Below are 14,776 nucleotides of genomic sequence, written 5' to 3'. Positions count from 1 at the left end.
TCCGAGGTGTCGGGGACCCCTCTCGCGAGCAGGGTCCCCGGCACCTCACCTGCGTTTCAGGGGCGCTTCGAAGAACGCCAGCTCGAGCGCCATGGATCGGTCGTACGCCGTCGCCATCTCGTGCCGGAGGGGAACGGATGCCGATCGTGCGGCGGCATCCGCGATGCGCGCGGCCTCGGCGGATGACGCGGCGAACGTCTCGTCGCCGTAGGCCGTGAGCCAATCGGCGTAGGGATGGTCGGCGTCGAAGGTGCCCCGCCAGCGCACGCCGATGTCGATGTACAGGACGAAGCAGGGCAGGATCGCGGCCACCAGCACCGCGTACGACCCAGCGGCCGCTGCCGCGTGCAGGTGATCGGTGTAGGCCCAGGTCGCCGGGGCTGCCTCGAGCCCGGCCGGATCGACGTGCGACTGGTGCAGCGCCGCCTCCTCGACCAGGCACGACACCGAGGCCGTCGCCCAGAACCGCTGCTCCTCGACCGTGGGAGCGAGGGCCGCCGCGCGCGCGAGCACCCGTGCGTATTCGCGCAGGTAGAGCAGGTCCTGCCCGAGGTACCAGGCGAAGGCGTCGCGGTCGAGATCCCCGGATGCCAGACCGCGCACGAACGCGCAGGCGTCGACATCGGCGCGGGTGGCGGCGGCGGCATCCCACCGTGCGCTGCTCCAGGATCGGTCGAGGTCGAGGTGGGGGCGCAGCTCGTGCAGATGGTCGATCGGGCCGTTGCCCCGGCCGACGTGCAGCGCCTCGGCGTGTTCGAGGGCGCCGGTGAGCCAGCGCTTCGCGCGGATGAGCGCGTCGGTCCAGGGCAGGCCGTGGGCGGCGAGGGTCGCCATGGCCGACGACAGCGAGCAACCGGTGCCGTGGGTGTGCGGGGTGTCGACGCGGCGGCCCGGAACCTCGTGGACACCGGAAGAGTCGACGATGGCATCCGGGCATTGTCGGCCGTCGAGGTGTCCGCCCTTGAGGAGCACCACGGTGTCCGCCGAGGCGGCGAGCTGCTGGGCCTGGGCGACCGCGACCCCCCAGGTCGTTGCGACGGGTTCGCGCACCAGCACCGCGAGCTCGGGCAGGTTGGGAGTGACGAGGTCGGCGCGTCGGCACAGTGCGCGCACCGCGTCTTCGGCGTCGGCCTCGAGCAGCCGGTCTCCGCTCGTGGCCACCATGACCGGGTCGAGGACGACGATCGCCGGTCGCGTCGAGGTGAGCCAGCGGTCGACGGTGGCGATGACGTCGGTCGAGCCGAGCATGCCGATCTTCACCGCGTCGATCTCGACGTCGTCGCTGACCGCGCGGAGCTGTTCGTCGAGGAACGCCGTCGGTGGCACATGGACGGAGCGGACTCCGAGGGTGTTCTGGGCGACCAGCGCGGTGACCGCGGCCATGCCGTAGCCGCCGAACGCGGCGATGGATTTGAGGTCGGCCTGGATACCCGCCCCGCCGGTCGGGTCGGTGCCCGCGATGCTCAGGACGCGGGGGATCACGCTCCTTCCTCCCACGCGGCGCGGAGATCCCGGACGACTCCGCCCGGGTGGTCGTCCTCGCTCAGCAGGGAGACCACCGCGACGCCCGCAGCGCCCGAGCGGCGGAGGGCGGTGACGTCGTCGAGGCCGATCCCCCCGATCGCGACGCACGAGAGGGAAGTGGATGCCGCGAGCTCGCCGAACCCGTCGATGCCGAGCGGTCGCGGATGATCGGGTTTCGTCGTCGTCGCCCGAATGACGCCGACGCCGAGGTAGTCGACGGTTCCGCGAAGGAACGCCTCGGCCGTCGCGAGGTGCGCCGGGGTGTTCGCCGTCCATCCGATGAGGGCGTCGGGGCCGAGCAGGGAGCGCGCGGCGTCGACGGGGAGGTCGCTCTGGCCGAGATGGATGCCGTCCACCCGGGCGCCGGCTCCGCGGGTGCCGGGCTTTTGGCCCAGGCGCTCGCGCGCGGCGAGGACGACGTCGAGGCGATCGTCGACGACGAACGTGCAGCGTCCCGAGATGACGTCGGCGAGGTCGAGGGTGCGGGCGAACAGCTCTCTGCCGCTCGCGACCTTGTCGCGCAGTTGCACCACGCTCACGCCCGCGGTGACGGCCTCGTCGACGATGTCGCGCAGGCGCGCGAACGGCACACGGTGATCGGTGACGAGGTGCAGGGACAGGTCGGCGGTCATCGCGTGACCTCGGTGTCGACGCGGACGCGTTCGTCGAGGTCGGCGGGCGCGATCGCGGCGAGCTCGTCGAGGAACGCCACCGCGAACGATCCGGGCCCTCTCGTTCGGGATGCCGCCCGCTCCGACGCCACGGCCCAGATCACGCTGGCGGTGAGAGCCGCGTCGAACGCGGGGGTGACGGCGAGCAGGCTCGCCATCGCGGCCCCGAGGGCGCAACCTCCGCCGGTGACCGTGGTCAGCAGGGCGCTGCCGCCGCTCACGCGCGCCGTGCGGGTGGCATCCACGATGAGGTCGGTCTCTCCCGAGACGGCGACGGTGCCGCCGGTGCGGATCGTGAGGGAGCGTGCTGCGTCGAGGGCGTCTTCGGCGGAGTCGGTGGCATCGACGCCGCGTCCACCCGCGCCGGATCCCGCGAGGGCGAGGATTTCGGAGGCGTTGCCGCGGATGATCGCCGGGCGCGCGTCGAGCAGCTCGTGCGCGAGGGCCGTGCGCACGGGCAGGGCGCCGACGGCGACCGGGTCGAGGACCCAGGGCGTTCCCGCGGTGACGGCCTCTCGGGCGGCATCCCTCTGCTCGCGCGTGGGGGTCCCGAGGTTGACGAGCACTCCGCCTGCGATACCGGCGAATATGCCGGCCTCGCCCGGGATGTCGCACATCGCGGGAGAGGCGCCGAGGGCCAGGAGCGCGTTGGCGGTGAAGTTCGTCACCACCGCGTTGGTGATGCACTGCGTCAGCGGTGCGGCTTCGCGGAGCGCGCGCAGCGCTTCGGTGGGGGTGGACGGAGACGACGACGTGCGAACGACCATTCGCGACATCCCTTCGCTAGTACGAACTAGATCAGGTTCGACGGGTGTGTTCTCAGCCCTGGCGGGCACCCCGTGTCACTGCCTGGCACGCTAGCAGGTCGTCGGCCTCCGGATGCCGGTCCTCAGTCGTCGCGTGAACCCGCCGCGGCGTTCTCGGAACGCGGTGCGGTTTCTTCGTCGTCCTCGAGGCGTGGCGCGATGGGGCCGCCGAGACCGCGTCGCTCGTCGCGGCGGTCGGACCGGGAGCCCGAGCCCATGCCGCCGGCGCCGCGGCTGCCGGCGGCGCCGGCCGTGCCGCCGCCCGTTCCACCGGCGCCGGTTGGGGTTGCGGCTCCGCGGCCTCCGGCCGCGGCGGCGTTCGCGCCGGTTCCGGGTGTGCCGGTGCCGCCCGTCGCACCTCCGCCCAGGGAGCCGGTGCCCGAGCGTCCGCCGAGTCCGGCACCGGTGGCCGAGGCCCCGCTCTTGCCCAGGAGGCCTCCGCTGCCGCTGATCGTGCGTCCGGCGGCTGCGGTACTCGAGCCCGTTCCCGAGCTCAACCGGCTCAACGCAGCGGCGCCACCGCCCCCTGCGATCAGTCCCGCCGAGAGGCCCGAGCCGAGGCCTGCTCCACCCCCGGAGATTCCGCCGGGGAAGGAGCCTCCGATGGAGCCGGGGCCGGAGATGTGTCCGGGCAGGGTGCCGATGCCGGAGATCGAGCCGTCGGGCGTGGGCGGGGTGTAGTGCGGGGGGACCTGTCCGAGGTCGATGCCGGGGCCACGGGGGCTATCGGGATCGGGAATCAGGTGCCCTGGCACAGGCATGGTGCTGGCGGGGTCTGCCGGGTCGTATCCGCGGGGAACGTAGGTGGGGGAGTTACCCGGTAATCCGGACGGGCCGCCTCCGAGGGAAGGCCGGCTGATTTCGGAGGATGACCCGCCAGCGGTCTGGCCGGCACTTGTTTCCTTCTTTTCGAAGACGTTCGGGCCCGCCCCGTTCTGGAATGTGGCGCCAGGGGGAGAGGGCGGGTTCAAACCCTGCAGAGTTGCGCTGACGGATTCGAAGTACTGCTTCGCCCGGGCTTCACGTTGTTGACTGAGCTGGCCATTGAACGCCTGCAGGGCTCCTTCGCCGGCCAAGAGCGCGATCGGCCCGAAGATGAGCGTCGTGCCCACCGCGGCGGTCCGGACGGCCGATTCCTGCCCCGGCGTCAACTGGCCTGCAGGGAGGCTCGCGAGTTTCTCGCGAGCCTCATCGCGAACGCCGTTGGCCGACCTGAGCGCACTCTGCAGAGCCCCCTCGAGGTAGGCGATCTGTTCTCCAATCGTCGTTCGCGCAGCATGGAACGTCGCCGTGGCGGTGTCAGCGGACTCGCCTTCGATTCCTGGTTGCTGAGCGGCAGCGTCGACGACGTCACGCAGATCGACCAACTTGGCGACGAGATCGCTCACGATAGGGATGTCGAACGGTACACCGCCTTCCGCGATATTGATCAGACCCTGCTCGTACGGACCGGTCATTGTTCTGCTCCAGCTCGCTTTTTTCTGATCCTCGTCACCGCGACGAGGGCGATAACCGCTGCCGCGATGACAGCGATGACCAAAGTGGTGAAGATGGTCGCGGGAAGCCAGCTCGTGTCGGTCGTCTGGGTCTGCGGGGAGGCATCCCCCGACCGAGGATCGGCCGGGCCCGCAGAGGAGTCTGCCTGGACGGCAGGCGGGTACGTCGATCCACGCTGGACAGCGGACGCGATCTTGGCGTCGGTCGGTTGCATATCGTCCTCCGCGAGTAGCGGGTTCTCGTCGGGGTACTGTGAGGGGTTCTCCCGGAGAAAGTGCGCCGGCCATGCGAGGCCGTACCCGAACCCGCTTGCGGCATCGAATGCCAGTTCATGGTCCTTCTGGCCCGTGTTGTGGATTGCGCTCTGTATCAACTGGTTGCCGGTGGCGTCGGGATACTTCTGCTTGACCAGCGCGAGCATCCCGGCGACGAGCGGCGCAGCGAACGAGGAACCGGAGGCGGTCTCTGCCTGGTTCCACGAACCGTTGGTATCACCAACGGTCGGGAGGTCGACACCCGGGGCGACGAGTGTCGTCCACGAGAGCGCGAACGGGGTTCCATCGGGGCTCTTCTGAAGGGCTCCGGTGCTGTCGACCGCGGCGGCCGTCGTCACACCGCGAAATCCGCCGAGGCCCCTGCCTGCACCTTTTACGGTGGTTGGATTGGGGGTCGCGGAGATGATGATGACACCCTTCGCGATGGCGTTAGCGATGACGTCTGCGTCGCCTGGGCGCGCCGCGATGAGGACAGATGTGGTGACGATCTGCGCACCCGCGTCGATGGCGCGTTGGACCCCGAGTGCGCCGGGGCTAAGCGAATCGGCGTACTCCGACGCGGTGCAGGTCTCGCCGTTTCTCGTGCCAAAGCTGTAGAACATCACTTCCGCATCCGGCGCTATCCCCTTGACGCCTCCAGGACCGTCTCCCGTCCCGATGATCTGTGCCGCGAGAGTGGTTCCGTGAACAGAGTCCTCAGTTACTTCCGCCGTGGTGGGCTGCGGGTTCTCGGCGCACAGCGATCGCGTATCCACGGTGAGGTTTCGACCGGCGAAAGCGGGGAGATTTGGATTGATGTTCCCGTCGATCACAGCGATCTTCGCGCCTTTCCCTGTCCACCCCTCTGCGTGGATCGCCTCCATGCCGTAGGCGTCGTACCACCAAGTCTTCGGGGTGTCCGCAGCAGCAGCTGAGACGCTGCCGCAGCCGAGAATCAGAGCAGTGAGGGTCGCTGCCGCAATCCGACCGGGCAGACGTCGCCTGCTCATTCGCCGAACCCGGATCGTGAAGCGGCGGCATCGGACGCGGAAGCATCGGGTGCTGCAGGCCTTGGTGCAGATGTCGCCGACGCGCCGGCGCCGACCTCATCGATGAGCGCCGTCATGCGGCGGGCCTCGTCGGCGCTCATCTGGTTGCGCTCTACCAGCAGGCGCACGGCGTCGGCAAGGGCGTCGGCATTGCGCGCGGTGAAATCGCGCACCTCCTGGATGCGCCCGGCGATTTCTGCGGCAACCCCCTCGAGTTTCTTCGTGTACGCCTCGGGGGCGTCCTCCTCGCGGTTTCCGTGGACGACAGTGATCACGGCGTCGCCGGGCAGGTCATCGCTTGCTCGGCGGATACGCGAGACGTGATAATCGCCGACTCCGTCTTCGACTCGGATCATTCCGACCATGTCCAGGTTGTTCCTCTCGCGCGGGGCGGGAACGGGGTCCTCACGACTGGTATGAGCGTCGCCCCCCGGTTTCGCTTGCGACTCCATGATGGCGCATGTGCAGTGATGTGCAAGCCGGTTATCCACAGCGGTCGACGTGCCCGGAGCGGCAGTGATTTCGCTGCTCAGGTCCCGCGTCGAGAGAGGACACTCGATGCGGTCAGTAGCGCGCGGAGAACCCGCCGTCTGCATGCAGTAGCTGACCGCTGATCCAGCGACCCTCGTCGGAGAGGAGGAAGGCCGTGATGCCCGCGATGTCGTGAGGTGTCCCGAGTCGGCCCAGGGGATGGTGTGCGGGCAACTGGTCGCGGGTGGTGTCGTCCATCCATCCGGTGTCTATGGGACCCGGATTCACGACATTGGCGGAGATGCGTAGCGGACCGAGTTCGCGTGCAGCCGAGATGACGATCCGATCGAGAGCCCCTTTCGAGGCTCCGTAGGGCAGATTGCCTGTGGTGTGGTCACTCGTGAAGGCAACGACCGCGCCACCGGTGGCGTCTACCTGTCGGGCGAACGCGGCAATCATCAGGAGAGACGCGCGGGCGTTCACAGCGGTGTGGCGATCGAAACTCTCGGCGGTGGTGTCGAGAATGCCGGACTCGATGTCGTGTGCGTGGCTCAACACCAGCGCCTGTATCGGCCCGCGGTCGCTCGATACGCGCTCGACGAGACGTGTGGGGCCCGAGGTGCTCGCGAGATCACAGGGATAGTCGCCGTCGACGAGGTCGCTCGTCACCACGTCCCAGCCGTCGCTTCTGAGACGCGGCACGATACCCGCGGCGATGCTGTCAGCGCGCGCTGCTCCGGTTACCAAGGCGAGAGGCATGGGGTCGAGAGTAATGGCCACGCAAGCCCGGGCGCGCGCGAAGAGGCAGCCTGAGGAAAACGCGATCGCGCATCAGAAAGGCGGCGATGATCCGTCAGCGTCGGGGTCGGGCGGGGGTGGGTCGTCGGGAAGGAACCGGACGGCGGGGGAGTAGGGGAGCGGCTCGTCGGTGTAGGTCCGGCCGGTGGGGCTGGTCCATTGCAGAGTTCCGCCCGGGAGTTGCTCCACTCCCCAGCGGGTGAATTGTTTCTGGGTGTGGTGGCGCTGGCACAGGTGGGCGAGGTTGGCGACGTCGGTGGGGCCGCCGAGGGCGTAGTCGTGGGTGTGGTCGACTTCGCAGCGGATGGCGGGGACGGTGCAGCCGGGCCATCGGCAGTGGCGGTCGCGAGCGCGGAGGTGCCGGTCGATGGCAGTGGTGCGCTGGTAGGTGTCCGTGTGCAGAACCGCGCCGGTGATCGGATGAGTGACGACCCGGTCCCAGGGGACGGTGGTGGCATCAGCCAGGGTTCGGGCTGTTTCGGCGTCGATGGGGCCATGGCCGATGAGCTCGGCGGGGTCGTGGTTCTCGCGGTCGGGCACCAACATTGTCAGCGCGGGCACGACGACCTGAACGCGCGCGCGGATGGCGCCGAGAGTGCCGGGTCCGTCGCCGGTGCGGGTGGGGTCGGCTTCGGGAGAGCCGGTCAGCAGCAGGTCGGTGAGGATGTCGGCCCGCAGCTGCGCCGTCGTGCGTTCATCTGTCGCGGTGACGGGGTCGTCGAGCCGGGTCTCGATGAGAGCGCGGGCTTGGTGGGTGAGGCGGTCGTAGATCCCGACCGCGAGAACGGTGGGGAGGGTGGCGACGAGGTCCGACATCCCGTCGGGGCCGGTGGTGATGCGAACGCTGCGGGTGTCGCGGCCGCGGTGGTGGCGTTCCGTGAGGGTGGTGGGGTGCAGGCGTTCGGCGAGCGCGGCGAGGCGGGAACGCAACCGCCCGGGGCTGAGGCCCTCGGCGGTGGTCACCGCGAGGGCGTCGAACTCGCCGCGGACATCGACGGGGAGCGGGGAGCCGATGTCGAGGATCGCTCCCACGTGGGCTCGGGTGAGGTGCCCGCCTTCCCAGGCGGTCAGGGTCTCGGGGTAGTCGTCGACAAGGGTCATCGCACGGGTGATCTGCGTCTGCACGGTGCGGTCGGACATGTTCTCGGCCGCAGCGATCTCGGATGCCACTTCGCGGAGTGCGAGTTCGGCGGCGCGGGAGGACGCGCAAAGCCCCGCCATCACGTCGAGGGCGAGATGGCCGACTTCGGCGAGGGCGCGAGTGCGGGCGGCTTCCGCGGCGGCGAGAGTGGTGCTGGCGCGGTGGACCTCGTTGACGAGCGCCGACAGGATGCGGGGCCTGTCGGTGTTCGGTGGGGAGGTGCCATCGTGCATGTGTGCATGCTAACGGTGACCTCCGACATTGGTTCGCGCAGAAAACCCCAGGTGGGGATAACTTCTCGTGGTGCCGCCCTGGGGAGGAACGGGGCCCCAGGGAGAGGACCGGACGATGGCGCACGCATGCGACGCGAACCGCCTCGACCGGTGGTCATCACTGACTCCGCCGCCTCGCGTGAGCGCTCGAACGGTGGCCTCGGCGACCTCAGCCGCCTCGGATGTGAGCGGGTACCGCCCTGGCCGCGACCGGCGGTTCCGCCAGGCTCGGCCCCCGCGCGCGAAAGCGAAAGCGAACGCCAGCGCGGCGCGTCGGCCGCTCCCACCGATCGCGCAGCGCCGCTCGCACGAGCTCGATGGCGTCTTCGGACGTGTTTCCGAGGCGCGACGCCGCGGTGCGTCGGTCGCCCTCAGCAATTCCGCAGCGCCGCTCGCACGAGCTCGATCGCGCCCTCGGACGTCACCCCGAGGTGCCGCGCCGCGGCGCGTCGGTCGCCCTCAGCGATCCCGCAGCGCCGGTCGCACGAGCTCGATCGCGCCCTCGGACGTCACCCCGAGGTGCCGCGCCGCGGCGCGTCGGTCGCCCTCAGCGATCCCGCAGCGCCGCCCGGACGAGCTCGATCGCGTCCTCCGCCGACACCCCGAGGCGCCGCGCAGCCTCGACGTACGCGCGCGCCGCACCGGCGGCCCGAACGGATGCCGCGTCAGCGCCCTTCACGAACGTGCCAGCGCGACCACGGGTTTCGACGTATCCCGCTTCCTCGAGCTCCTTGTAGGCGCGCGCCACCGTGTTGGCGGCGAGGCCGAGCTCGGTCGCGAGCGCGCGCACCGGCGGTAAACGGGTCCCGGCGACGAGTTCTCCCGCCTCGACCTGCGCGATGACCTGCGACCGCACCTGTTCGAACGGCGGCGTCGAGGAGGTGGCATCCACGGTGAGATTCATGGCTCAGTCGTTCAGGCCGAGAAGGTCGAGGGGGTGCGTGAGGCGCCACCAGGGGCTCGGCGGCTCGATCTCGCCGGTGAGCTGCACGTCGACGGTGTCGGCGTCGACCGGGCCGGTCGCGGTGAGCGTCCCGACGGTCGAGCCGGCCTCGGTGGTGTCGCCGAGGGTGAACGACGTGGAGGTCTGTGCCGTTCCGCCGTTCCACAGCACGACGGTCGCGTCGGACGCGGTCACGAGGTCGATGTCGGGACCCCACAGCGTCTGGGCCTTGCCCACGAGCGTGCCGGCCGGTACCGACGGCTTCGGCTGCAGCTCCTGCTCGATACGGGCGAAGAGGTCGCGGGCCGCCTGGTTGCGGCTGTCGGGACCGGGCTGACCGAGCACGGCGGCGTACGCCCGCACGGTGGCGGCACCGACGGTGATGTCTTTCGCGGTCAGCAGGTTCCACGCGTCGAGCGTGCCCGTCTTGACCCCGACCACGCCGGGGTCGGCGAGCAGGGCGTTGCCGTTCTTGAAGGTGCCGGCACCGGGCAGGGTCAGCTCCGGCGTACGCACGATGTCGGCGATCACGGGGTTGGCGAGAGCCCGCTCGGCCAGCGCGATGAGGGCGGCCGGGGTCGCGGTGTTGCCGGCTTCGATACCGGTGGGGTTCACGATCGTGATGCCTTCGATGCCCCGCTCCGCGAGGTACGTGGTCGCGGCGGCCGAGAATTCGGCATCCGTGCCGAAAAGGTCTGTCGACAGGCGCTGCGCGTAGTTGTTGGCGGAGGCGATGAGCATGCCCTGCAGCATCTGCAGCTGCGTCAGACTGCCTCCGACGGGGACGTCGAGCGAGGATTCCCCACGAGCCCGGTACTGCCAGTAGTCGGCGCTGTCGGCCTGCGTGAACGTGTAGCTCTTGCCCTGCTCTCCCGGGGCCAACGGCTGCCGATCGAGCACGACGAGCGCCGTGACGACCTTGGTGATGCTCGCGATGGACTCGGGAGCGCTGGCCGACGACGACAGGGTGCCGGGCACTCCGTCGAGAGCGATGGCCGCTTCGCCCTCGGCCGGCCACGCCGGAACCGCTGCCGCTGCGGCGATCGGCTGCACGGCCACCGGTCGGGTCGTCGGCATCACGGCGTTCAGCGGCCAGAGCAGCGTCGTCGCGGCATAGGCGGCGATGATCAGCACCAGAAGAAGCGTGGGGAGGACGGTCCCGGGCCGCAGAATCGGTCGACGCGCGCCCGCGAGCAGGTCGGCCGAGCGCGCGGTGGCTCCCGAGACCACGAAGGTCGGCGCCGGTCGAGGGGCGCCCGCCGTGTCGGGATCGACCCAGAGCAGTGCGCCGAGCGCCACCGGGAGAGGCGTAGCGGGAGCCTCGCCGGAGGGGGCGCCGGATGCCGTGGGCTCGGTCGAGACGGGTCCGGTCGCGGTGGCGGGAGCCTCGCCGGAGGGGGCGTCGGATGCCGCGGTCTCACCCGTCGCGCGACCCGCGTCGCCGGGCGAGCTGACGGATGGCGACGGTTCGCTCGTCGCAGCAGGCGTCATCGGGTCAGCCGCCACCGCATCACCGTGTTCCGTCCCCTCGGAACGAAGGGCCGGGGCCGTGGTATCCGGAATCGACAGGGCCGGACCGAGGTCGCCCGTCGTGGACAGGGCGGGTCCGAGATCGGTGGAGGTCGCCGCGCGCGGCGAGGAATCCTGTGCACGCAGCGCACGCCGTGAGGCCGGGGTCTGCTCGTGCACCCGCCCACGCTACCCCGCGACACCCCTCTATACTCATCACGACAACCACGGGAGTCCGGTGAGCCGGGCTGAGAGGAAGCGAATCCACGCTTCGACCGTCGAACCTGATCCGGATCATGCCGGCGCAGGGAGGAGAGAAATGCACACGTCCCCGTCTGCCCTCGCGAACCGCTCGTCGGTCGCCGCGACGAACCGCTTCTCATGGCGCGTCGTCGACATCGTCGTCGCCGCCGTCCTGGGCGTCGCGATCGGCCTGCTCTTCTGGGGCTGGAACACCGTCGGCGGCCTCTGGTTCACCGCGATGGACGGTGTCACCCCGGGCCTGGGCGGTCTCGCCGCCGGCGTCTGGCTGATCGGCGGCGTCATCGGCGGCCTCGTGATCCGCAAGCCCGGTGCGGCGCTGCTGGTCGAGCTGATCGCGGCGATCGTGTCCGCCCTGATCGGCAACGTGTGGGGCGTCACGACCATTTTCTCGGGCCTGGCCCAGGGCCTGGGCGCCGAACTGATCTTCCTGGCCTTCCTCTACCTGCGGTTCACTCTCCCCGTCGCGATGCTCGCGGGCGTCGGTGCCGGTGTCGGGGCGTGGGTGCTGGAGCTGTTCCTCACCCCCAACCTCGCCAAGTCCGTCGAGTTCAACCTCATCTACCTCGGCACCCTCGCCGTCTCGGGTGCCCTGCTGGCCGGGCTCGTCGGCTGGCTGCTGGTGCGCGCCCTCGCCGCCACCGGGGCGCTCAGCCGCTTCGCCGCGGGCCGGGAAGCGCGTCGCGACGTCTGATGACGGGCCCCGCACGCGTCGACGTCGAGGGCTGGGGGTGGCGGTACGCCGGTCGTAAGCTCCCCGCGACGCGCGAGGTCGACCTCGTCATCGAGCCCGGGGAGCGCGTGCTGCTGCTCGGTGCCTCGGGGGCCGGCAAGTCCACGCTGCTCGCGGGGCTGGCGGGCCTGCTCGGCGGCAGCGACGAGGGAGAGGTCAGCGGCCGGATCCTCGTCGACGGGGAGGTGCCCGAGGCCCAGCGCGGGCGCATCGGCCTCGTGCTGCAGGACCCGGAAGCCGGCATCGTGCTGTCGAAGGTGGGCGACGACGTCGCCTTCGGGTGCGAGAACCTCGGTGTCCCCGCGGCGCAGATCCCGGCGCGGGTGGCCGAGGCCGTGGCATCCGTGGGTCTCGCCGTTCCCCTCGATCGCCCCACCAAGGCGCTGTCGGGCGGGCAGAAGCAGCGCCTCGCCCTGGCGGGCGTGCTGGCGATGCGACCGGGACTTCTGCTGCTCGACGAACCCACGGCCAACCTCGATCCCGAGGGTGTCGCCGAAGTCCGTTCCGCGGTGGAGCGCGTCGTCATGAGCGAGGGAACCACGGTCGTGCTCATCGAGCACCGGACGGCGGTCTGGGCCGACCTGATGACCCGCGTCGTCGTGCTCGCGCCCGGCGGTGGAGTGCTCGCGGACGGGCCTCCCGACCGCGTGTTCGCCGCGTACGGAGACGCGCTGGCCGGGGCGGGGGTGTGGGTGCCCGGACGCCCGGTCGATCTGCCCGTGCCCGAGCCCCTCTCGACGCCGGATGCCGTGCTGCGGGCGTCCGCCCTGTCGATTGGGCGCGAGAAGCGCACGGCCGTCGCTTCCGGGCTCGAGGTCGTCCTCCCCCGCGGGGCAGCAACCGTGATCACGGGGCCGAACGGTGCCGGCAAGTCCACTCTCGCGCTCACCCTCGCGGGGCTGCTCCCCGAGCTCGCGGGCGAGGTCGTCGCCGCCGAAGAGCTCACGGCGCGCGGGGTCCGGCGCCCCTCGCGTTGGCGATCGACGGAGCTGCTCACCCGTATCGGCACCGTCTTCCAGGAGCCCGAGCACCAGTTCCTGGCCTCGACCCTGCGCGACGAGCTCGCCGTCGGACCCCGCGCCCTGCGCAGGCCGCCGGCGGAGGTCGACCGCACCGTCGACGAACTGCTGGAGCGTCTCGATCTGGCATCCCTCGCCCTGGCCAACCCCTTCACGCTGTCGGGAGGGCAGAAGAGACGCCTGTCGGTCGCGACGGTGCTCGCCGCCTCGCCCGCCGTCATCGTGCTCGACGAACCGACGTTCGGTCAGGACCGCCGCGGATGGGTCGAGCTCGTCGCCCTGCTCCAGCGGGAGGTCGCGCGCGGGCGCACGGTCGTGGCGGTCACCCACGACGCCGATGTGGTGCGTCACCTCGGGCAGCACCGCATCCGGCTGGGGGATGCCGCGTGACCGCCCTCGTCGACGAACGCCCGCGAACGGCCTGGCTCGACGGAGTGAATCCCGTGACGAAGGTGGCGATGGTCCTCGTGCTGGCGGTCCCCCTGCTCGCGTCGATCGATGCGGTGAGCGCGGGAACGGCACTGCTCCTGGAGCTGCTGTGCGTGCCGCTGACCGGAGTGGCGTACGCCACCGTCCTGAAACGTCTCGTGCCGGTGATCGTCTTCGCCCCCGTCGCCGCGGTGAGCATGCTGCTCTACGCCCGGCCGGGAGGGACCGTCTACGGCACCTTCCTCTTCGCCACGGTGAGCGACGACTCCATCGCCCTGTCGCTCGCCGTGCTGGTGCGCGTCGTGGCCCTGGCCATGCCGATCATCCTGCTCTTCGCCCGCACCGACCCCACCGAGCTCGCCGACGCCCTCGCGCAGGTGGCGAAGCTGCCCAGCCGGTTCGTGCTGGGCGTGCTCGCGGGGGCCCGCACGGTCGGCCTGTTCGTCGATGACTGGCGCACGATGAGCCTGGCCCGTCGCGCCCGGGGCCTGGGTGACCGCGGCGCGGCCCGCCGCTTCTTCTCGATGGCGTTCGTGCTGCTCGTGTTCGCCGTGCGTCGCGGGACGAAACTCGCCACGGCGATGGAAGCCCGCGGGTTCGGCTCCGACGTCGAACGGACGTGGGCGCGCCCGTCGTCTCTTTCGGCTCGGGATGCCGCTGCCCTCGGCGCAGCGGTCGTGCTCATCGTCGTGGCACTCGCGGCGGCGGTGTTGTCGGGGGCGTTCCGCGTCGTGGGGACGTAGCCCCCTGAGGGCGCCGAAGGCGCCGCGAGGCCGGGCGGCGATGCGGCCTGCGGGGGATGCCCGACGCGGAGCGGGTGTCTAGAAGACGTACTCGAAGCAGAGCGAGCGCGGCATGGTCTCGAGATACGGCTCGTAGACGGGGATGGGCGTGAAGCCCGCGGCGGCGTATACGCGCAGCGATTCGGGCTGCATGCGCCCGCTCTGCAGGATCACGCGTCGGGCACCACCGCGTCGGGCGAGATCGACGACCTCTGCGGTGAGCGCCGTGCCGATGCCGCGTCGACGGCCCGCGGCCACGACGACGAGGCGCTTGAGCTCCCACTCGTCGCCGAGGCGGCGCAGGATGACGTGCCCGAGCGGGGTGTCGGCCGTGTCGATCGCCAAGAGGGTGGCGACGACCTGCTCGGCGTGGACGGCGAGCGCCTCAGCGCGCTTCGCGGCGACCTCGGGGGAGTCCTCGGCATCGGCGTCGCGGTACCGCTCATCGAGGTCGGCGTCCAAGACGGCGCGTAGCGCGACCGCTCGCGGATCGTCGACGTCGACCTTCTCGATGCGGAAGTCGGGGAGATTCACCCGTCGAGCCTAGGCGCGCGCCGCGGCGGGGTGATGCGGTCACGGGCCGGGGTGTGCGGGCCGCGGCCGGAGGGAATGCGCGT

At 70.8% G+C, this 14,776-nt stretch carries 14 protein-coding genes and 2 riboswitches; of the genes, 3 read left to right on the top strand and 11 right to left on the bottom strand.

Translation table 11 applies throughout. The annotated features are described in order from the left end of the window. Positions 1-45 precede the first annotated feature (45 nt). The 10 genes from thiD to MTE01_RS15190 form a co-directional block, all read right to left on the bottom strand. Positions 46-1,482, bottom strand: a complete 1,437-nt coding sequence (gene thiD, locus MTE01_RS15235; protein WP_141378266.1) for a bifunctional hydroxymethylpyrimidine kinase/phosphomethylpyrimidine kinase — start codon at positions 1,480-1,482, stop codon at positions 46-48. Then, complete coding sequence (locus MTE01_RS15230) at positions 1,479-2,156, bottom strand: thiamine phosphate synthase (RefSeq protein WP_141378265.1); 678 nt, start codon at positions 2,154-2,156, stop codon at positions 1,479-1,481. The genes thiD and MTE01_RS15230 overlap by 4 nt, the downstream gene beginning before the upstream one ends. Further along, positions 2,153-2,962, bottom strand: coding sequence for a hydroxyethylthiazole kinase (gene thiM / locus MTE01_RS15225; protein WP_141378264.1), 810 nt, complete (start codon positions 2,960-2,962; stop codon positions 2,153-2,155). Before thiM ends, MTE01_RS15230 begins: the two co-directional genes overlap by 4 nt. Continuing rightward, positions 2,954-3,045: riboswitch (TPP riboswitch) on the bottom strand. (Overlaps the previous gene by 9 nt.) 39 nt (positions 3,046-3,084) lie before the next feature. Then, positions 3,085-4,458: a hypothetical protein gene (locus tag MTE01_RS15220; protein WP_141378263.1), complete on the bottom strand. Its 1,374-nt coding sequence runs from the start codon at positions 4,456-4,458 to the stop codon at positions 3,085-3,087. After that, positions 4,455-5,762, bottom strand: a complete 1,308-nt coding sequence (locus tag MTE01_RS15215) for a S8 family peptidase (protein WP_141378262.1) — start codon at positions 5,760-5,762, stop codon at positions 4,455-4,457. Before MTE01_RS15215 ends, MTE01_RS15220 begins: the two co-directional genes overlap by 4 nt. Next, positions 5,759-6,076, bottom strand: coding sequence for a hypothetical protein (locus MTE01_RS17125; protein WP_170210722.1), 318 nt, complete (start codon positions 6,074-6,076; stop codon positions 5,759-5,761). Before MTE01_RS17125 ends, MTE01_RS15215 begins: the two co-directional genes overlap by 4 nt. Before the next feature lie 289 nt (positions 6,077-6,365). Continuing rightward, positions 6,366-7,031, bottom strand: a complete 666-nt coding sequence (locus MTE01_RS15205; RefSeq protein ID WP_141378260.1) for an SDR family oxidoreductase — start codon at positions 7,029-7,031, stop codon at positions 6,366-6,368. 72 nt (positions 7,032-7,103) lie between these two features. Continuing rightward, positions 7,104-8,444, bottom strand: a complete 1,341-nt coding sequence (locus MTE01_RS15200; protein ID WP_141378259.1) for an HNH endonuclease signature motif containing protein — start codon at positions 8,442-8,444, stop codon at positions 7,104-7,106. A gap of 586 nt (positions 8,445-9,030) precedes the next feature. After that, positions 9,031-9,387, bottom strand: coding sequence for a GntR family transcriptional regulator (locus MTE01_RS15195; RefSeq protein ID WP_141378258.1), 357 nt, complete (start codon positions 9,385-9,387; stop codon positions 9,031-9,033). A 3-nt stretch (positions 9,388-9,390) separates the two neighbouring features. Then, positions 9,391-11,115 carry a D-alanyl-D-alanine carboxypeptidase family protein gene (locus tag MTE01_RS15190; RefSeq protein ID WP_246078333.1) on the bottom strand — a complete coding sequence of 575 codons (1,725 nt, stop codon included), beginning with the start codon at positions 11,113-11,115 and terminating at the stop codon, positions 9,391-9,393. Between the two features lie 37 nt (positions 11,116-11,152). Then, a riboswitch (TPP riboswitch) is annotated at positions 11,153-11,263 on the top strand. Here MTE01_RS15190 and MTE01_RS15185 point away from each other — a divergent pair. From MTE01_RS15185 to MTE01_RS15175, 3 genes are all read left to right on the top strand, one after another. Further along, complete coding sequence (locus tag MTE01_RS15185) at positions 11,255-11,890, top strand: ECF transporter S component (protein ID WP_103208146.1); 636 nt, start codon at positions 11,255-11,257, stop codon at positions 11,888-11,890. It overlaps the preceding riboswitch by 9 nt. Further along, on the top strand, positions 11,890-13,338 hold the full coding sequence (locus tag MTE01_RS15180; RefSeq protein WP_174799711.1) for an ABC transporter ATP-binding protein: 1,449 nt from the start codon (positions 11,890-11,892) through the stop codon (positions 13,336-13,338). Before MTE01_RS15185 ends, MTE01_RS15180 begins: the two co-directional genes overlap by 1 nt. Beyond that, complete coding sequence (locus tag MTE01_RS15175) at positions 13,335-14,120, top strand: energy-coupling factor transporter transmembrane component T family protein (protein ID WP_246078332.1); 786 nt, start codon at positions 13,335-13,337, stop codon at positions 14,118-14,120. Before MTE01_RS15180 ends, MTE01_RS15175 begins: the two co-directional genes overlap by 4 nt. A 78-nt stretch (positions 14,121-14,198) precedes the next feature. Here MTE01_RS15175 and MTE01_RS15170 read toward each other — a convergent pair whose 3' ends face one another. Then, on the bottom strand, positions 14,199-14,693 hold the full coding sequence (locus MTE01_RS15170) for a GNAT family N-acetyltransferase (RefSeq protein ID WP_141378257.1): 495 nt from the start codon (positions 14,691-14,693) through the stop codon (positions 14,199-14,201). Positions 14,694-14,776 lie beyond the last annotated feature (83 nt).

This window comes from Microbacterium testaceum (assembly GCF_006539145.1).
Lineage (GTDB): Bacteria > Actinomycetota > Actinomycetes > Actinomycetales > Microbacteriaceae > Microbacterium > Microbacterium testaceum.
This window is presented reverse-complemented; position numbering and strand designations above follow the sequence as displayed.